15 protein-coding genes are annotated in these 19,553 nt (G+C 47.6%); 3 read left to right on the forward strand and 12 right to left on the reverse strand.

What is annotated here, in order from left to right; all coding sequences use genetic code 11:
• Positions 1-6: 6 nt before the first annotated feature.
• Genes GO493_RS20835 through kduI form a run of 4 tightly spaced genes read right to left on the reverse strand, consistent with a single transcriptional unit; the run spans position 7 to position 3,874 of the window.
• Positions 7-1,077 (reverse strand): LacI family DNA-binding transcriptional regulator, encoded by a 1,071-nt coding sequence (locus GO493_RS20835; protein WP_157308166.1) that lies wholly within the window; start codon positions 1,075-1,077, stop codon positions 7-9.
• A 22-nt stretch (positions 1,078-1,099) separates the two neighbouring features.
• The gene (gene kduD / locus GO493_RS20840; protein WP_157308167.1) at positions 1,100-1,867 is read right to left on the reverse strand and encodes a 2-dehydro-3-deoxy-D-gluconate 5-dehydrogenase KduD; all 768 of its coding nucleotides are present in this window, start codon (positions 1,865-1,867) and stop codon (positions 1,100-1,102) included.
• A 34-nt stretch (positions 1,868-1,901) separates the two neighbouring features.
• Positions 1,902-3,026, reverse strand: coding sequence for a DUF4861 domain-containing protein (locus GO493_RS20845; protein WP_157308168.1), 1,125 nt, complete (start codon positions 3,024-3,026; stop codon positions 1,902-1,904).
• A gap of 11 nt (positions 3,027-3,037) precedes the next feature.
• On the reverse strand, positions 3,038-3,874 hold the full coding sequence (gene kduI / locus GO493_RS20850) for a 5-dehydro-4-deoxy-D-glucuronate isomerase (protein ID WP_157308169.1): 837 nt from the start codon (positions 3,872-3,874) through the stop codon (positions 3,038-3,040).
• A 315-nt stretch (positions 3,875-4,189) separates the two neighbouring features.
• On the opposite strand from kduI, the gene GO493_RS20855 reads away from it, so the two are divergent.
• The gene (locus GO493_RS20855; protein ID WP_157308170.1) at positions 4,190-5,836 is read left to right on the forward strand and encodes a UxaA family hydrolase; all 1,647 of its coding nucleotides are present in this window, start codon (positions 4,190-4,192) and stop codon (positions 5,834-5,836) included.
• Between the two features lie 77 nt (positions 5,837-5,913).
• Here the strand turns inward: GO493_RS20855 and GO493_RS20860 are convergent, their stop codons facing one another.
• The 5 genes from GO493_RS20860 to GO493_RS20880 all read right to left on the reverse strand — a co-directional run bounded on the left by GO493_RS20860 (position 5,914) and on the right by GO493_RS20880 (position 11,970).
• A complete protein-coding gene (locus GO493_RS20860) occupies positions 5,914-7,266 on the reverse strand; it encodes an MFS transporter (protein WP_232538914.1) in 1,353 nt (450 codons plus the stop codon).
• Positions 7,267-7,375: 109 nt separating this feature from the next.
• Positions 7,376-8,038: a beta/alpha barrel domain-containing protein gene (locus GO493_RS20865; protein WP_157308172.1), complete on the reverse strand. Its 663-nt coding sequence runs from the start codon at positions 8,036-8,038 to the stop codon at positions 7,376-7,378.
• Positions 8,039-9,037, reverse strand: coding sequence for a sugar kinase (locus tag GO493_RS20870; protein ID WP_157308173.1), 999 nt, complete (start codon positions 9,035-9,037; stop codon positions 8,039-8,041).
• 14 nt (positions 9,038-9,051) lie between these two features.
• Positions 9,052-10,446 (reverse strand): glucuronate isomerase, encoded by a 1,395-nt coding sequence (gene uxaC, locus GO493_RS20875; RefSeq protein ID WP_157308174.1) that lies wholly within the window; start codon positions 10,444-10,446, stop codon positions 9,052-9,054.
• 15 nt (positions 10,447-10,461) lie between these two features.
• On the reverse strand, positions 10,462-11,970 hold the full coding sequence (locus GO493_RS20880) for a tagaturonate reductase (RefSeq protein WP_157308175.1): 1,509 nt from the start codon (positions 11,968-11,970) through the stop codon (positions 10,462-10,464).
• 174 nt (positions 11,971-12,144) lie between these two features.
• Between GO493_RS20880 and mnmA the strand changes: the two genes are divergently transcribed.
• Positions 12,145-13,236 carry a tRNA 2-thiouridine(34) synthase MnmA gene (gene mnmA / locus GO493_RS20885; RefSeq protein ID WP_157308176.1) on the forward strand — a complete coding sequence of 364 codons (1,092 nt, stop codon included), beginning with the start codon at positions 12,145-12,147 and terminating at the stop codon, positions 13,234-13,236.
• 67 nt (positions 13,237-13,303) lie between these two features.
• On the opposite strand, the gene GO493_RS20890 is transcribed toward mnmA, so the two are convergent.
• The 3 genes from GO493_RS20890 to GO493_RS20900 all read right to left on the reverse strand — a co-directional run bounded on the left by GO493_RS20890 (position 13,304) and on the right by GO493_RS20900 (position 18,968).
• Positions 13,304-14,461: an RsmB/NOP family class I SAM-dependent RNA methyltransferase gene (locus tag GO493_RS20890; protein ID WP_157308177.1), complete on the reverse strand. Its 1,158-nt coding sequence runs from the start codon at positions 14,459-14,461 to the stop codon at positions 13,304-13,306.
• 106 nt (positions 14,462-14,567) lie between these two features.
• A complete protein-coding gene (gene odhB / locus GO493_RS20895; RefSeq protein WP_157308178.1) occupies positions 14,568-16,142 on the reverse strand; it encodes a 2-oxoglutarate dehydrogenase complex dihydrolipoyllysine-residue succinyltransferase in 1,575 nt (524 codons plus the stop codon).
• Positions 16,143-16,217: 75 nt separating this feature from the next.
• Positions 16,218-18,968 carry a 2-oxoglutarate dehydrogenase E1 component gene (locus tag GO493_RS20900; RefSeq protein ID WP_157308179.1) on the reverse strand — a complete coding sequence of 917 codons (2,751 nt, stop codon included), beginning with the start codon at positions 18,966-18,968 and terminating at the stop codon, positions 16,218-16,220.
• Between the two features lie 321 nt (positions 18,969-19,289).
• Between GO493_RS20900 and rpsT the strand changes: the two genes are divergently transcribed.
• A complete protein-coding gene (gene rpsT, locus GO493_RS20905) occupies positions 19,290-19,544 on the forward strand; it encodes a 30S ribosomal protein S20 (protein ID WP_157308180.1) in 255 nt (84 codons plus the stop codon).
• Positions 19,545-19,553: the final 9 nt, after the last annotated feature.

The raw sequence follows: 19,553 nt of genomic DNA on the forward strand, positions 1-19,553 counted from the left end.
GGATGTTTAGCCTTGTTTTTGTTTTTTCTTTGCAGGTGTTCTGCTCTTTGCATCTGCTGCTGAAGATTCCCTTTCAATAAGCTGAATGGGGATGATCTCCTGCGAGAATTGCTGTGGTGTGGATTTAGGCTGCTGTATAAGTTCCAGCAGTGCGGCAGCCACCTTCTCTCCCATCAGGGCGGGAAACTGATCTACCGAAGTGATGGAGGGCCTGATGATCTCCGCCCTCGGGTCATTGGAATAACCTACTATCTTCAGATCTTCCGGCACACGTACATTGATCTTACGGCAGTATTCCAGTATAGTGATGGCAGTGGTATCATTTGCGGCGAAGATACCATCCGGATATGGCTTCTGTGCAAAGATCCTTGCACATGCCTGCAGGGCGTTCTCTTTGGTCAGCTCCTGGTAAAATACCCTTGATTTCTTAAACGGTATCTTATGCCGCTGTAATGCTTTTTTGTAGCCGGCAACCCGCTCTACGTACAGGTTACAGCTAAGCGGACCGGAAATGTGCACAATATCAGTGCAGCCTTTTTCTATAAGGTGTTCTGTTACAGCCAGCCCTCCGCGATAATCATCGCCCTTCACAACTTTTACATCATGTGTGCCGGGTACCCGGTCAAAGAATACCAGTGGTATATTGTTATCCCTGAAAATATCGAAGTGCGAAAAATCAGTGGTGTATAAAGTTGTGGAAACGGCCAGTGCATCTACCCTTGCTGAATACAGGGTGTTAGCCAGGGCTATTTCCTGTTCAAGGGAATCGTTTGACTGGCATATGAGCAGGTTGTATCCGTGTTCCTGCAGTTTATTCTGGATCACGGTACTGATAGTAGCCGGAAAGAACATGGAAATACGGGGCACCATCAAACCTATGGTACGGCTCCTGTTGCTTCTGAGTCCTGCCGCCATGGCATTGGGACGATATCCCAGCTTGCGGGCCATTTTCTTCACCTTCTCTTTCGTGCGCGTGCTGATGTTGGGATGATCGTTCAGTGCACGGGAAACGGTAGATACGGAGAGGTTCAGCTCTTCCGCAATATCAACGATCGTTTTTTCTGTTCTTTTGCTCATATTTCAGTAAGAGGATGGCTTTTTAACGTCCCATCCAACCGCCGTCAACTGTCAGTATTGTACCATGCACATAATCTGATGCTGCAGATGCCAGGAAAACCGCGGGACCTTTAAAATCTTCCGGTACTCCCCATCTGCCGGCAGGTATACGGTCCAGTATGGCTGCACTGCGTTTTTCATCTGCACGTAATGCAGCAGTATTATCTGTAGCAATATATCCCGGGGCAATGGCATTCACGTTCACTCCCTTACCGGCCCATTCATTTGCAAAGGCCTTTACCAGCGATCCTACCGCTCCTTTGCTGGCCGCATATCCCGGAACATTGATACCTCCCTGGAAGGTGAGCAGCGATGCTGTAAAGATAATCTTTCCCCTGCCTTGAGTAAGCATCTGTTTACCTATTTCCCTTGTTAATATGAAAGGTGCGTCCAGGTTGATGTTGATCACTTCATCCCAGTACTCGTCCGGATGCTCTGCTGCAGGCTTACGCATGATGGTGCCTGCATTGTTCACCAGTATGTCAATAACAGGGAAACGGCTGTTCATTTCTTTGATAAAGCCATACAACGCCTCACGTTTGCCAAAGTCACACTGGTAGGCATAGAACTTTCTGCCCAGGGCTGTCACCGCCTTTTCAGCCTCACTTCCTTCTTTCTCCAGTGAAGCTGAAACCCCTATAATATCTGCGCCCGCTTCTGCCAGCGCTATAGCTATACCCAGTCCTATACCGCGTTTGCAGCCGGTTACCAGTGCTGTCTTTCCTGTAAGGTCAAATGATTGTAATACCATTGGAATAATTTAAATATCTGTAGATAATGATCTGTCAGTTCACTTTCACCTGTAAGGGCTGTTGCAGCTTTTCAGCAAATGCCTGCAGATATGCAAACCATTGTGTTGCTGTAGTAAACCGCCCTGCTTTGTTCCATGCAGCCCCGGCATAATAAATATACGGCTCACTACCGCTTGCATCGCCTTTTGCCAGCAGATGCTGTTTTGTAACCAGCATAGGGTTGTTATGCGCCGGCATTACCATGCCTAAGCCAATAATACCATCTTCACCATGCTGCGGTTCCCAGTAGCCCACTACTCCACTCTTTTCGTCCAGCAGCATGCTGCCTGGTTCCGGGCGTTTTACAATACCTGTCACTACAGGAATGTTCTCAGAATATTGTATGCTCATCTTATTGAGCTGGGAACCGGCATCGAGAGAGATGGTCTTTACCACTGTTACCTTAGTATTCCCAGCCTGCCATGCTTCGTAGCCCAGCTGGAAGGTAGTACGCAGCGGACCATTATCCAGCACTTTCCAGGTCCTGTAGTGCAGCGGATAGTAAACAGAATCATTGATGAAAGGAGCAATATCCCCTCCGCCCAGCGTCAGGCCTACATGGTAGTAGTCAAGTCCCTGGCCGTTATCATGATGATAGTCATTCACTTTATACCATCTGTCCACTACCAGGTCTGTAGTACGTTTTGCCCATACATCAATTCCATGTGCATTCTCTGCCGGAAAATTTTCCAGTGCTTTACCATACATGCGGAAGGCCATCCTGTCATTCTCCCAGGCAAAATCGTCTTTACGTTCCGGCACATAGCGGCCGTAAGTACGGGCTTTTACAGCAGCCGGTTTTCCCGCTGCTGCGTTGAGTATAACAGTACCATGCGCAGGTATGCTTACCTGCACCAGCAGCCATTCAGGTTGTTCATTACCTTCATACGCCAGCTGATAAGGCACTTCTTTTCCGGTCTGTTTATTTACCAGCCTGAAGTTCCCGTTTTTCACAGCAAAGCTGCTTACCTGCCGGTAGGGTATCTCTACCACTTCTTCAATCCTTGCTGTGCCTGACGGATTGGTAATAGTAATACTGGCCGGCGCCGGCAAAGAGAATGCCGGCAGTGCAGCAGGCAGGATGCCTGCCGCCATTAACAGTAATAATATTCGCTTCATGGTTTTGTGTTTTATCTCAGATCAGGAGTTGCGCATACGTCCATATCGCCGTAATCAAGGTTCTCTCCCGCCATTCCCCATATAAAAGTATAGTTGCTGGTACCGGCGCCGGAGTGGATAGACCAGGGCGGAGAGATCACCGCCTGCTCATTCTGCATCCAGATATGGCGGGTTTCCTGTGGCTGGCCCCAGAAGTGACATACGGACTGACCCTGAGGTACTTCAAAATAGAAATAGACCTCCATACGGCGGTCATGTGTATGTGCCGGCATGGTATTCCATACGCTGCCTGTTTTCAGCTCTGTCATTCCCATCTGCAGCTGGCAGGTAGGCAGAACGCTGGCTACGATCAACTTATTGATAGTACGGTGATTGGATGTTTCCGGTGTGCCCAGGGTTACTACTTCTGCATCCTGGCGGGTAACCAGGCGGGAAGGGAATTCATGATGGGCTGGTGTTGAGTTCAGGTAAAATTTTGCCGGAGCGGCAGCGTCTTTACTGCTGAAAATCACTTCTTTTTTGCCTTTTCCTACATACAGCGCTTCCTTGAAAGCCACCTCAAAGCTTTCACCATCCACTTTCACAGTACCGGCGCCACCTACGTTGATAATACCCAGCTCTCTCCTTTCCAGGAAATACTGTGCTTTGAACTGGTCAGGCGCCATGAGCTGCAATGGTTTGCTGACCGGGAAGATGCCACCTGTTACAAAACGGTCATAATGACTGTATACCAGTTTTATTTCATCCTGTACAAAAAGCTTTTCGATCAAAAGTTCCTTTCTTGTCTGCTCCGTATTCCAGCGCAGGACTTCTGCAGGGCTGGCGGCATACCTCGTTTCTGCTGTCATAAACACGACATATTATATTAAGAAATGATAATAATAGAAGAGAATGCTGTATCAGCATTTTTTTCATAACTGTACCCGAAAGTACCGCATAAAACCCAAAAATGCAAACGTTTGCATAAAAAGATGGAATCGGGCTATACCCCTCAAAAAAATCAAACTGATACTTTACTCATAAAAAATAGTATTGCTTTACCCTCTCGCTAAATGCTTTTAGCTTGCTGCTTGCGGTTTTTAGCCGGTTTCAAAGTCAAAATCTCATCATGGATTAAGATTTTAGTATTAACAGCGACTGCGGTTATTTCATACTTTAGTATTATGAATACGTTTCTACAAATCCATCCCGAAGACAATGTACTGGTGGCTCTGCAAGACCTGCGGAGCGGCACTGATATCGGATTTAATGGTTCCACTATCAAATTGCTGCAAGACGTTCCTGCTAAACATAAATTCATGATTGCCGACGCTCAGTCCGGCGATCCCATAACTATGTACGGTGTACTGGTTGGTAAGGCAAACACACTGATCAGGAAAGGAGAACTTATTACAATTGAGAATGTAAAGCATGACGCCAATGCATTCCATGAAAAAGACGGTAATATCCAATGGGAGAAACCGGATGTAAGTAAATGGCAGACACGCACTTTTATGGGGTATCACCGTAAAGACGGGCAGGTAGGCACACGCAACTACTGGCTGGTCATTCCCATGGTATTCTGCGAGAACCGCAATGTCAGCGTTATCAAAACAGCCTTTGAAAAAGGGCTGGGCTTTGCTCCTGCAGAAGTGTATAACGACCAGGTGCAGGACCTGGTAGCACTGTATAAAAGCGGTAATCTGAGCGCCATCAAAGAATACAAGGCAGAAGCTATAACAGCTACCGATAAACGTAATACTGTCTTTTCAAACATAGATGGTATTAAGTTCCTCATGCACGAAGGCGGCTGCGGTGGTACACGCCAGGATTCAGACGCACTTTGTGCACTGCTGGCGGGCTATATTCACCACCCTAACGTAGCCGGTGCAACGATCCTGAGCCTTGGTTGTCAGCACGCACAGGTATCTATCCTGCAGGCAGCGCTGAAGAAACTCAACCCACAATTCGATAAACCATTACTGGTATTTGAACAGCAGAAAAGCGCTTCAGAATTTACCATGCTTTCAGACGCCATCAGGGAAACCTTCCTGGCGCTGGTAGAGGCAGACAAAAGCCCACGCCAGCCGGCCCCTCTGTCTAAACTGGTAATAGGCCTGGAATGCGGCGGCTCGGACGGCTTTTCCGGTATTTCTGCCAACCCGGCCGTAGGTCATACTTCAGACCTGCTGGTAGCACTGGGCGGAACATCCATCCTCTCCGAATTCCCTGAACTGTGCGGTGTTGAACAGGAACTGATAAACCGCTGCGTAGATACAAATACTTCAGATAAATTCATCCGCATTATGCGTGCATATGAAAGCCAGGCTGAATCAGTAGGTTCCGGTTTTTATATGAACCCTTCTCCCGGCAATATTAAAGACGGCCTGATCACAGATGCTATCAAATCTGCCGGAGCAGCTAAGAAAGGTGGTATCTCCCCTGTTACAGATGTACTGGATTATACTGAATACGTCAAAAGACCAGGCCTGAACCTTCTTTGTACACCGGGCAATGACGTTGAATCTACTTCTGCCGAAGTGGGTTCCGGCGCCAATATAGTCCTGTTCACCACCGGCCTGGGCACGCCTACCGGCAACCCTATTGCCCCGGTTGTGAAACTGGCTACCAATACCAAACTGGCACAACGTATGCCGGATATCATTGATATCAACACAGGTACCATTATCAGCGGAGAAAAATCCATCGAAACAATGGGCGAAGAAATACTGGAATATGTTATCAAAGCTGCCAGTGGTGAAGTACAGACTAAAGCAGAACTGCTGCGCCAGGATGATTTCATTCCATGGAAACGTGGTGTAAGCCTGTAAAAACTGGTATTTCCAGATATAAAAAAACGCTTTCGTTCAATAAACGAAAGCGTTTTTTATTAGGAATATGTGTTCTCTTATAATTTTACCCGCTCCATCTTCGGAGCAAAGAAGTGCATGATGATCCAGGCCAGCAGGTACATAAACGCACAGATAGTGAACAGGATATTATAACCTGCACCCAGATTGCCCAATGCCTTGTAATAATCCAGCAGGTCTCCTACCAGTATCGGAAACAGTATTCCACCTACTGAACCGGCCATGCCACCAATACCAACTACAGAACTTACCGCATATTTCGGGAACATATCTGAAGCCGTGGTGAAGATGTTGGCAGACCATGCCTGGTGAGCCGCAGCAGCAAGGCTTATCAGCGCAACAGCTATCCACACGTTATTGGTATACTGTGCAAACATGATAGGCACTACGCAGATGGCAAAAAAGAGCATAGATGCTTTACGGGCCTTGAATACAGGCCATTGCTTACGTATCAGCCAGGAAGAAAGATAACCTCCTCCTATACTGCCTACTGTAGTGGCTGTATAAACAAGGATCAGCTGCAGATTGGGCTTCTTGAAATCAAGATTAAAAGTAGTTGAAAAGTAAGATGGCAGCCAGAACAGGAAGAACCACCAGATAGGATCTGTAAGCAGCTTTCCAAACACGAATGCCCATGTCTGCTTAACTCCCAGTAGTTTTCCCCATGTTACTTTGCCTTGTGAATCAGCAGCTTCAGCAGCCTGGGTAGCGGCAGCCGTAACCGGCTTAATCCCCTCAGGCAGCCCTTCCGTCAGCGGTTTATCCTCATCATCACTATGAATATAATCATACTCTGCCTGTGTCAGTTTCTTATGCCGGGCGGGTATTTCATACATGAACACCCAGAAAATAAGCCATACAAAACCTATCACACCGGTCCATATAAACGCATGCTGCCAGCCATATGTACCTGCCAGCCAGGGAACCACTACCGGCGCTACTACAGCACCGATGTTAGCGCCTGAATTGAAGATACCTGTAGCCAGCGCACGTTCCTTTTTAGGGAACCATTCTGCAACAGATTTAATAGCCACCGGGAAGTTGCCGGATTCTCCCAGCCCCAGCAGTACCCTCGCCAAACCAAAACCCAGGGTAGTCTTGGCCAGCGCATGCACCATCGCTGCAATACTCCATACAATAATGGAAAGTGTATATCCCATTTTAGTTCCGATCTTATCTACCAGCCTGCCAAAAAACAGCAACCCCGCAGCATAGGAAGCGGAAAATGCCATCACAATATGGCTGTAATCTGTCTCTGTCCAGTGAAAATCCTGTTCCAGTATAGGCTTGAGCAAACCTATCACCTGTCTGTCTATGTAATTAATGGTAGTAGCAAAGAATAACAACGCACAAATGCGCCAGCGATACTTACCTATTGTAGTGGAGTCCATGCCTTTCATTTTGGAATTTATAAAGCGTTATCAATTTACAACACAGTCCTGAATTATGCAAACGTTTGCACAAATTACGGGAAATCATTGAGTATTGCTGCTTTATAGCTTATTTAAAACTCTTCAGTATTTCAGCTACTTCAGACAACTGCCTGCCTAAACCAGTCCAGTCCTTTTTATCTATCAGTTCTTTGTTCAACAGGTTAGACCCCATTCCCACGCATACTACACCGGCATCCAGCCAGGATTTTATACTTTCCTTCGTTGGCTCTACCCCACCTGTTGGCATAAATTTCATTTTAGGAAATAACGGCTTGATAGCTTTTACAAAGCCAGGGCCCAGCACGTTACCGGGAAACAGCTTTGCCAGCGGAGCGCCATTATTCTCTGCTACTGCAATTTCAGTAGGCGTCATACAACCGGGTATCCACAGGATATTCTCTTCCCTGCATGCTACGGCAATACCGGGCTCGGTAATAGGGCTGACTATAAAATCTGCTCCCATCTTCGCAAATTCCTTTGCATCTGCACCGTTCTTAATAGTGCCTATGCCCAGGTACATATCCGGCATAGTGGCTTTCTTCAACTCCCACATAATGGCAAAGTTGCGCTTTGCCTGCTCTCCGCGGTTCGTAAACTCAAATACCCGCAAACCAGCATTATAACAGGCCTGCAATACCTGTTTGCACACTTCCGCATCTTCATGATAAAATACAGGAATTGCCTTGCTTTGCTCAAATGCTGCAATGATAGTTGCTGCTGCTGCTGCCATTTATATAAGTTTTAGAATATCTTCTTTTGACGTTAAATTAAAATCTCCTTTAAGGAACAGCTTTGACCACGCTGCTGCTGCTGCAAAAGAGATGGTTTCCTGCGCATTCATACCACTTACCTGCGCATGTATCAGGCCAGCCATAAAGCTGTCTCCACTGCCTACACGGTCTACCACATCATGGGTTTCATATTGTTTTGACACCTTCAGCTCGCCACCTTCATACCATGTGGCATAGTACAGGTTATGCGCAGGTGCATCTGAAAACCTGAATGTAAATGCCACCTGTTTACAACGTGGAAATTTCTCTGTGATCTCCTTTGCCACAGCTGCCGCTTCTTCCAGGTATGCTTTCTTATCTGCCGTCTCCAGCTTCGCTGTATTCAGGCTGGTATCCAGCATCTGGTGGGAAGCCCATATGTTTCCCATTATCACATCACAATACTCTGCCAGCGGGGGCATTACCGCAAAAGGCTGCTTACCGTACTGCCATAATTTACTACGGTAGTTCAGATCTGTAGATATCTTCAAACCTTTACGGGAAGCAGCTTCCAGCACTTCCTTACAAATAACGGCGGTATCTTCGTTCAATGCAGGCGTCAACGCACTCCAGTGAAACCACTCTGCATCTCCCAGCAGACTGTCCCAGTCTACCGTACCGGGCTTCAGCTGACTGAAAGAAGAATATTTCCTGTCATACACCACACCGGCGTTCTTCAGGTCTTTTCCCTGTTCCAGGAAATAAATACCTATCCTGTCACCTCCTTTCAGCATCCTGTCTGTTGTTACTCCTAGGGCTTCCAGCTGCTCCTGCACCTGTATGGCGATCCCGTTTTCAGGCACACGGCTGATGTAGGATACAGGGGTGCCCCAGCGCGCCAGTGCGGCTGCTACGTTGGCTTCTGCACCGCCTACGTAAAGGGCGGCGCTGTGCTTGTCCCACTCGGGCGACAAGCGCAATAAAATCTCTCCGAATGAAATAACCTTAACCGGCTTCATGATCTGTTTAGGGTCTAAAATCCAAAATATGTCTTTGCGTTGTTGTAACTGATATCCTGCACCATTTTTCCCAGCCAGTTAATATCTGCAGGCAGTTCTCCGTTCTCTACATCGTTACCGATGAGGTTACACAAAATACGTCGAAAATATTCATGCCGTGAGTAGGAAAGGAAACTTCTTGAATCTGTAAGCATACCTACAAAACGGCTCAGCAATCCCATATTGCTCAGGGCATTCATCTGCTTTTCCATACCGTCCTTCTGATCCAGGAACCACCAGCCGGAGCCGAACTGCATTTTACCTGGTACGGTCCCGTCCTGGAAATTACCCACCATGGTAGCAAACACTTCATTGTATGCCGGGTTCAGATTATATACTACTGTCTTTGCCAGCTTATCTTTCTTATCCAGTCCATCCAGGAAAGCAGACATCGCCTGTGCTACCTGCCAGTCGCCTATAGAATCCACTCCCGCATCAGCGCCTATCCTCTTCATCAACCTGCTGTTGTTATTACGGATAGCGCCTACATGGAACTGTTGCACCCATCCTCTTTCATGGTTCCACTCGCATATAAAATGCAGGGTACCTGCTTTAAAGGTGTTCGCTTCTGCTGCTGTAAGCAGTTTGCCGCTTCTTAGCTTAGCATAGGATGCCGTCAGTTCTTCCATCGTAAAGTCTGCTGCATAGAATGTGCTGATACCATGATCAGACAAGCGGCCACCGTTAGCATGAAAGTAATCATGCCGGCTGTGCAGGGCATCCATGAACTGCGTATAGGTGTCTGTGTTCCTGCCGGCTACTGTTCCCAGTCTGTCTGCATAGACATTGAATGCTGCTACATCTTCTGTACCAATAGCTTTATCAGGACGGAAGGTAGGCAGCACCTTCACTTTAAAACCCGACTGACTGATAGCCTGATGATATTCCAGTGTATCGCACGGATCGTCTGTGGTGCATAGAGTATCTACCTTAAAATGTTCCAGCAGCGCCCGGGTAGTGAACCGGGGCAGCTGTTCATTACAGTGATTGTACACAAACTCTGCGCTGTCTGCATCCAGCAGCTGCTTTACCCCAAAAGGGTTCAGCAGTTCCATATGTGTCCAGTGGTAGAGCGGGTTACGCATGGTATAAGGCACAGTGGCTGCCCAGCGTTTGAACCTGGTGAAGTCGTCCGTATTGCCGGTAATATCTTCTTCGGCCACACCGTTTGCCCGCATGGCTCTCCACTTGTAATGATCACCTTTCAGCCAGGCGGCTGTCAGGTTCTCAAACTGTCTGTCAGCCGCTATTTCATCGGGCGGTAAATGATTATGATAGTCGATGACAGGCATCTCTTTGGCATAATCGTGGAATAACCTTTTGGCTGTTTCCGTACGTAACAGGAAATCAGCATCCAGAAACTGCTTCATAAAACCTATAATTCCTTATGATACTTTACTATAACTACCGGCATAAGCTTTTACACCGTCCTGCAACATGCCGTTAAGATGCGCGGCTACTGTTTCCGTAAACCCTGGCAGCAGTGACAGATCACTCTCCCACAAACGTTTATCGGCCGCTATCTTCTTCACCATCTCTTTTACAGCTTCCGCATCTTTTCCTGTTATACTGTTCCAGTAAGCTGCAAAAACAGGTGCATTATCATCCGTGATCACATATTCTTCTGTTCCTCTTCTGCCGGAGTATTGCCCGTTCTCTTCCTTCACAGGGCGCAGGAACAGCAGCATAGCGGCAAAGCCCAGGCACATAGAAGCCGGCAATGTCTTGTGCTGCTCATAATAACGGGTCAATGTCTTCACATTCCTTGCATTCATCTTGGAGCTTTCCTGGAAGGTGATGCTTAGCAGTTTATGTGCAATATAGGGATTGGCGAACCTGTCCAGCACATCTTCTGCAAAGACAGGCGCCTGCGGACAGATACTCTTAATGGTAGGTAATATTTCCTCAATGATCACTGTACGGAAAAACGAACGCATATAGGCATCTTCCATACATTCAACCACTGTATTAAATCCGCTCAGGTACCCCAGTGGTACAGAAACGGTATGGCTACCATTCAGTATCCTCAGTTTCTGTTCCCTGTAAGGTGTGATATCCGGCGCGATCAGCATACGCTCATCTGCCCGGTGAAATTCCAGTATACTCCTGATCCGTTCATCTCCTTCTATGGCCCAAAGCAGGAAAGGCTCTGCATTGATCCACAGGCCGTCTGTATAACCAGCTTCCTGCTGCAGTTCTTCCAGCTCTTTCGGCTTACCAGGCACTATCCTGTCTACGAGCGAATTACAGAAGCTGTTTTCCCTTTCTATCCATTTCAGGAACTCGTCCGGCAGCCGGTTAAATGCTGCCAATTTCAGTACTATTTCCTTTAATAAACGCCCGTTATCCACTACCAGTTCTGTCGGCACTATCACAAATCCTGTATGTGAGGCCCCCCTGAAATATTCAAACCGCTCCAGCAATAAAGCCAGCAGTTTACCGGGATAGGAGGCCGGCACTTTTCCACGAACTTCCTCTTCCACATACTGTATCCCCACTTCTGTAGTATTGGATATAATGATCTGCATAGCAGGATCATGCGCTGTTTCCAGCACCTTCTGCCACTCTGCATTCGATTGCAAAACACGGCTGACAGAAGCGTTGATCAGGCGTTGATTAACCAGTTCTCCCTGTGCTACGCCTCTAATGCTGGTAGTATACAGGTTATCCTGCCTGCTGAACTCAGCAGTATCTCCGTCTGTGGATTTTACCACCACTATCCTTCCTTTAAAAATACCCTGCTTATTGGCATTGTCTACCAGGTAGTCTACCAGGCCGCGCAGCAATACGCCCGTGCCGAACTGGAGGATCTTTTCCGGGTAAGTGAATAGTACAGGGGAAACGCCCAGTTCCGGGCGACTCATAACATGGTCTTTATTTAAAACAGGCTGCATGCTCATAAATATTTAATAAATCCGGTACTCCGATGCTTAAATATATACATATAGGCCGACTTTTTTAGAAAAATGTGATATCGATTATTCCCGATACCTCATAGACACTATCTATATGCTATTCCCGAAAAGGCAGGATTTTTCAGTAATTTTGCACCTCTAATATTATTAACAATGAGCAGACATGGCAAAGTGCTGGTAGCAATGAGCGGCGGTATTGACAGTACCGTGACGGCGCTGATGCTCCATGAACAGGGGTATGAAGTGGTGGGCATCACCATGAAGACCTGGGATTACGCATCTGCCGGCTCCAGCAAAAAGGAAACCGGGTGCTGTAACCTGGATTCCTTCAACGATGCACGTGCAGCAGCCGTACACCACGGTTTTGCCCACTTTGTGCTGGACATACGGGATGAATTTGGCGATTTTGTGATCAATAACTTCGTTGATGAATACATGGCAGGACGCACCCCAAATCCCTGCGTACTGTGCAATACCCACATTAAATGGCGTGCCCTCCTGAAAAGGGCGGATGCGATGGATTGTCAATTCATAGCTACCGGGCACTATGCACAGATCAGGGAACAGGACGGCCGTCACATTCTCAGCAAAGGCGTAGATGAAACAAAAGACCAGAGCTATGTGCTCTGGGGCCTGCAACAGGACGTGCTGGCACGTACCATAGTGCCGCTGGGTAAATACCGCAAAACAGAGATCCGCCAGATGGCGCTGGATTTCGGTTACCCGGAACTGGCTAAAAAGGCGGAAAGCTACGAGATATGCTTTGTGCCTGACAATGATTACCGCGGCTTCCTGAAACGCCGGGTAGATGGGTTGGAAGAACAGGTGAACGGCGGCAACTTTGTACTGAGAGATGGTACCATAGTAGGGCATCACAAAGGATATCCCTTCTATACCATCGGTCAGCGTAAAGGCCTGGATATTGCCCTGGGACGCCCTGTTTTTGTAACAGAGATCATCCCTGAAACCAATACCGTGGTACTGGGCAATGAAGATGAGCTGAACCGGAATGAGATGACCGTAGCAGGTATCAACTTCGTGAAATATGATCATATTCCCGAAGGACTGGAAGCTGTTACCAAGATCCGTTATAAAGATAAAGGCGCGCTGAGCAATCTCTATAATGCAGATGGCAAAGTAAAGGTGAGCTTTTACGAACAGGTGAAAGGGATTGCCCCCGGACAGTCAGCTGTTTTCTATGAAGGGGATGATGTTATAGCCGGAGGTATCATTCAAAGAAAATAAATTCTCAGCTGGCCGCAGGTCAGCCTCCTTAAAGCAAGAAGCTTTCACCTGAGGTGAAAGCTTCTTTTTATTTAGTCATTTTAACAGCAAACATACTGTCCGCCCGCTGCCCATACCCCGCTATTACTCCTCCTTCCAGGGTCTTCAACCCTGTTTCTTTCTCTATATAACTCACCACATCTTCATTCTCCTTTCTGAATACAGAGCAGGTAATATAGGTCATTGTCCCTCCCGGCTTTAACAACTGGGCCACATTCCTTGCTATACGCTGCTGCAGCTGCTGAAACTCTTCTATCTTCCCTGCCTGGAAGAATGAAAGGTTTTCCGGCGTACGCGCCCAGGTACCGGAACCGGAGCAGGGAGCGTCCAGGATAATATGGTCAAACCTGCGCTTACCAATGGCAGAATCAGCTACAGGCGCTGTCAGGTCCAGTACAATACTCTCATAATGCCTGATACCGGCTTCTTTAAACCGTTGATGAAGGTTCTGAAGGATGGAAGCCCTCACATCGCTGACCATCAGCTTTACGCCAGGCTGCTTGTCCATCAGGAGAATGGATTTCCCTCCGCTGGCAGCACAGGCGTCCCACCAGAGCTCTCCCGGCGCAGGGGTGAACAGCTGTCCTACCTGTTGGGAAGAGGCATCCTGAATCTCATACCAGCCCTTGTCGGCGATGATGGTATCTATTTTAGTGCTGTTGGGCAATGCAATAGTATCATCCCCTGTTACCTCGTAAGAGATACCCGCCTTATCCAGCAGGCGGGTTATAGCCAGCTGCCTGTTGTTCCGCGTGCGGATAAAAAGGTGTGGCTGAGCAAAAAAGGATTGGATGAATGAGGGGATGTCAATCCCGGGCGATAGTTCTCCTGCAAAAGGAAAGATCTCTGCCAGGTTATTCACACCCAGCAGGTCCAGTTTGTCAGCAACCGGCAGGCCGGCTTTATCATCCAGATCAGGGCGGAAGAAGCGCAGTAGTTCTGTGGATTGTTGCTCACATAGGAATGTGCCTGTTAGTACTCTTTCAGAAGTGCCCTTCTTCCCTTTCCACAGGTATCCCAGCCGGTAATAAGCATACACCAGTTGGGAGATCTGCCGCCGGTCGCGGCTCCCCATGTAAGGATGCTGTTTAAAGAACCCTTTAAGGTAGTGATGCAATGGCAACGTTCCATCGTAACTACCGGTTATCTCCTCGGCGGAGAATAAATAATTTTCCCAGCGGGTCATACAGCAGATTATGCCGGAAGTATAAACGCAAAACGCTTAACGCGATTGGCTGTAAAGCAATCAGGCGTTAAGCGTTCTGCAATATGCGTTCCGCGTTAGTATTATTTTACAGCTTCAGGAGGGCTTTCAGCGGATCTTTACCAAACAGCAGCTGCTCCGGACTTTCCAGCATTTCCTTTACACGTACCAGGAAGCTTACAGATTCGCGGCCGTCAATGATACGGTGGTCATAGCTGAGCGCAACGTACATCATCGGGCGGATCACTACCTGGCCGTTGATGGCCATAGGTCTTTCCTGGATCTTGTGCATACCCAGGATAGCTGACTGTGGAATGTTGATGATAGGAGTGCTCATCAGGGAACCGAATACACCGCCATTTGTAATGGTAAAGGTACCACCGGTCATTTCGTCCATAGTGAGCTTGTTATCTCTTGCTTTTGTAGCCAGTTCTACTACTTTCTTTTCGATCTGTGCCATATCCAGGCTTTCTGCATTGCGTATTACCGGTACTACCAGTCCTTTAGGAGCAGATACGGCGATAGATACGTCACAGAAATCGTGGTATACCAGCTCTTCCCCGTCAATGTAGGCATTAACAGAAGGGAATTCCTTCAGTGCAAAACAGCAGGCTTTGGTAAAGAAGCTCATAAAGCCCAGGTTCACCTCATGCTGCTTCTTGAACACTTCTTTGTATTTGGCGCGCAGCTCCATGATAGCGGTCATATCCACCTCGTTGAAAGTGGTGAGCATGGCCGTAGTGTTTTTTGCTTCTACCAGTCTGCGGGATACTGTTTTACGCAGGTTGCTCATTTTTTCCCTGCGTTCTGCGCGGGTGAACATTTCCTGGCCAATAGCCACGCCCGGGTTTTGCAGGGCGGCAAACACATCGTCTTTCAGGATCTTGCCATGAGCGCCGGAACCTTTAATGGTAGCCGGATCAACATGTTTGTCTGCTATTACGGCAGCGGCAACAGGAGTAGCCTTCACATCGTTAGGGATGGAAGTAACCGGCGCCTGTTGTGCCTGCGGAGCGGCTTTCTGTGCAGCGGCTGCAGGAGCAGCTGTTGCAGCAGGTTGTGCTTTACCCGCAGGACGGCCTGCACTTGTATCTATTTTAGCGATAGGATCTCCTACCTTTAATACGTCACCTTCTTTACCCAGTGTCTGGAGAGCGCCGGCTTCTTCTGCGTTCAGCTCAAAAGTAGCTTTCTCTGATTCCAGTTCACAGATCACTTCATCACGTTCAACAAAATCTCCGTCTTTCTTTATCCATTTGATGAGTGTTACTTCACTGATAGATTCGCCCACAGTAGGCACCTTCATCTCAATGGTTCCTTTATTTACTGCGGGTGCTGCCGGCGCTGCAGAAGCAGCTTCAGCTACCGGCGCAGGTGCGGCTGGAGCAGCTACCGGGGCGGCAGTACCATTGCCTGCAGGAGCGGCGGCATCCGTGTCAATTGTACAAGCAACATCGCCTACTTTTAACGTAGCGCCTTCGGGGGCAGCAATTTTCAGTACCCCTGCTTTCTCTGCATTCAGTTCAAAGGTGGCTTTTTCAGATTCCATTTCACAGATCACCTCATCCTGCTGCACATAATCTCCGTCTTTCTTCAACCACTTTGCAATTGTTACCTCGCTAATAGATTCTCCTACCGTAGGAACTTTGATTTCGATAGCCATATTTCTAATTTCTGTGTGCAATCAATGTTTTAAAAGCGAAGCAGTCTGCGTCTTCACTTCGTTTCTCTAATTCATCTAAATGTTAAATGCAGTCTCAATGATCTCAAGCTGCTCGCGTGCATGTACTTTGGCATAACCTGTAGCCGTAGCTGCACTTGGGTTACGGCTTATAACACCGTAGTTAAGCTGTTTCAGGTTCATCTGCAGGTAAGAAGCAGCGCCCATGTTCAGCGGCTCTTCCTGTACCCAGAACCATGTAGCGGCTTTATACTTCTGGTTCAGCACTTCCAGCTGCGCTACCGGCAACGGATAAAGTTGTTCCAGTCGCACAATAGCTACATCCTTACGGTTATCTTTCTGCTGCTTCTCACTCAGGTCAAAGTACATCTTACCGGTACACAGCAGTACTTTTTTCACTTTAGATGGATCGTCTGCAAATTCATCATCCAGTACTTCCTTAAAGCCTCCTTCAGTAAAGGCAGCTATTGATGAATAGGAACCTGCATGTCTCAGGTTGGCTTTAGGCGCAAAGTTCACCAGTGGCTTACGGAACGGCCAGGTAAGCTGGCGGCGTAAGGCATGGAAGAAGTTGGCGGAAGTAGTGATGTTTGTAACAATGATATTATATTCTGCACATGACTGCAGGAATCTTTCCAATCTTGCGCTGGAGTGGTCCGGCCCACCGCCTTCATAACCATGAGGCAGCAGCATTACCAGGCCGTTCTGGTTGGTCCATTTCTGTTCTGCGCTGGTCACGTACTGGTCAATTACAGACTGGGCGCCGTTGGTAAAGTCGCCATACTGTGCTTCCCAGAGCACCAGTGTATTAGGGTTGGCCAGTGCATAACCATATTCAAAGCCCAGTACTGCAAACTCACTTAACAGGGAGTTGTAAATGCGGAACTGGCCTTGTTTTTCCTGGAGGTTGCCTAATCTGCTGTAGGTAGCGTTGGTATTTTCGTCAAACAGGATAGCGTGACGGTGAGAGAATGTACCCCTTTTCACGTCTTCCCCGCTCATACGAACGTCTTTGCCTTCTGTAAGCAGGCTGGCGTAGGCCAGTAATTCACCTGTAGCCCAGTCCAGCTTACCTTCAGCTTCAAACAGTTTGATCTTTTCCTGCAGCAGCTTCTCTACTTTACGCAAAGGAACAAAGTCTTTAGGCCACTGCATCAGACCGCTGAAAAGGCGTTTTACATCTTCTTCCTTAATAGCCGTTACAGGAGATCTCTCAAAATCTTCCGGTTTGGACTTACGCAGTTCCGCCCACCATTGTTCCGGTTTCTGGTGAGTATAAGGCAAAGGGTTCTGCCTTACTTCATCCAGGCGTTCCTGCAGGTCAGCCCAGAAGCTTTTTTCCATCTCTTTTGCCAGTTCCTGTACTTCAGAATCACCGTTCTGGAGCAGACGCTGGGTATATACCTCACGCGGATTAGGATGTTTATCAATCAGTGCATACAGGCTTGGCTGGGTGAACTTGGGCTCATCGCCTTCGTTGTGGCCATGCTTGCGGTAGCACAGTAAGTCAATGAAAATGTCGGAATTGAATTCCTGGCGATAGCGGGCTGCTATTTCAGCCACTTTCACCACTGCTTCGGCGTCGTCCCCGTTTACGTGGAAAACAGGCGCCTGTACGGTAGAAGCTACGCTGGTACAGTAGTCTGAAGAACGGGCGTCGTCAAAGTCTGTGGTAAAACCGATCTGGTTGTTGATTACCAGGTGTATGGTACCGCCGGCATAGTAGCCTTTCAGGTTGCTCATCTGGATGAGCTCATATATTACGCCCTGTCCTGCAACGGCAGCATCGCCATGGATCAGGATAGGCAGTATTTTGTCATAGTCGCTGTTGTAGATCACATCTGCCTTGCTGCGTGCAAAACCTGTAACCAGCGGGTCTACCACTTCCAGGTGGGAAGGGTTGGGAAGCAGCTGCAGGTTCACTTTATTGCCGGAAGGTGTTTCTACTATAGAACGGAAGCCCAGGTGGTATTTTACGTCACCGCTGCCCATTGTCAGGTCTGGTACGGCATGGCCTTCAAACTCGTTGAAGATCTGCTCATACGTTTTACCAAGAATATTGGCCAATACGTTCAGACGCCCCCTGTGCGCCATACCGATCACTGCTTCCTGAACGCCTTCGCTGGCAGCAGTGTTGATAATAGCATCCAGGGCCGGAATGGTATTTTCACCACCTTCCAGGCCAAATCTTTTCTGTCCTATATATTTAGTGTGGAGGAAACGCTCAAACATTACGCCCTGGTTCAGCTTCAGCAGGGTGCGTTTTTTCTTTTCCAGGGAAACTTTTTCCTGCAGGGTGGTTTCCATTTCACGCTGTAACCACTCTACCTTTTTGGCGTCGTTGATGTAGGCATATTCAACACCAACCGCATTGGCGTACACCTGCTTCAGACGGGCTACGATGTTTTCCAGGGTGGTTTTACCCAGGCCAAGTACCTGCCCGGTATAAAATTCTGTTTTCAGATCGGCATCGCTGAGGCCGTAAAAAGAGATATCAAGGTTGGCCTGCCTGTCCTTTCTTTCGCGGATAGGATTGGTCTTAGAGATCAGGTGAGCCTTTTTCCGATAGGCCTGGATCAGGCTGTAAACGTTCAGCTCTTTTGTCAACTGGTCACTGCTAACCGGTAAACCGGCGCCTGCCGCTCCCGGCGCTCCTGCCTTTCCATTTACATTACTTACCGCAAAATCAAATCCCTCAAAAAATTTGCCCCATTCCGGGTCTACTGCCCCAGGGTCTTTACGGTAATCCTGGTATAAAGATTCTATGTAGGCTGGATGTGAGTTGGTAACAAATGAGAAGTCCTTCATTTACAACGAGTTTTGCTAAAGCTTCGATTCAAATTGCTATTCTGATGAATGCCCCTTATATAATATATGGGATTGCAAATATCGTAGCTTTTTTGTGAAAGTAAAACGGAAAAATAGTGAACGTATAAAGCATAATCAGAAACACTTAAAGTCCAATTCTTATATTACCCTTTTTTCACTTGATCTTAACTCATTTTTTGTGAACAGATATCAGGCCTGCAGCCGGAAAAAAGAGAAATAGGTATATTAGAACCTTTCATTTTTTTTGTTTTGTAAAAAACTAATACTTACCTTTGCCGTCCGAAACTTGAAATTAAGAACATGGCAAACCATAAAGCAACGAAAAAAGACGTACGTCAGAGCAAAAAACGGAATGAGCGTAACCGTTACTACGGTAAAACTACCCGTAATGCCATCCGTGATCTGAAGAAACTGACTGAGAAAGCGGCGGCTGGCGAAAAGTTGTCTGATGTGATCTCTATGATCGACAAGTTGGCAAAACGCAATATCATTCACAAAAATAAAGCAGCCAACCTGAAGAGCAAACTTTCTAAGAAAGTTAACACTCTGGCGTAAGCAGCTTTA

Source organism: Chitinophaga tropicalis, from assembly GCF_009758205.1.
Lineage (GTDB): Bacteria > Bacteroidota > Bacteroidia > Chitinophagales > Chitinophagaceae > Chitinophaga > Chitinophaga tropicalis.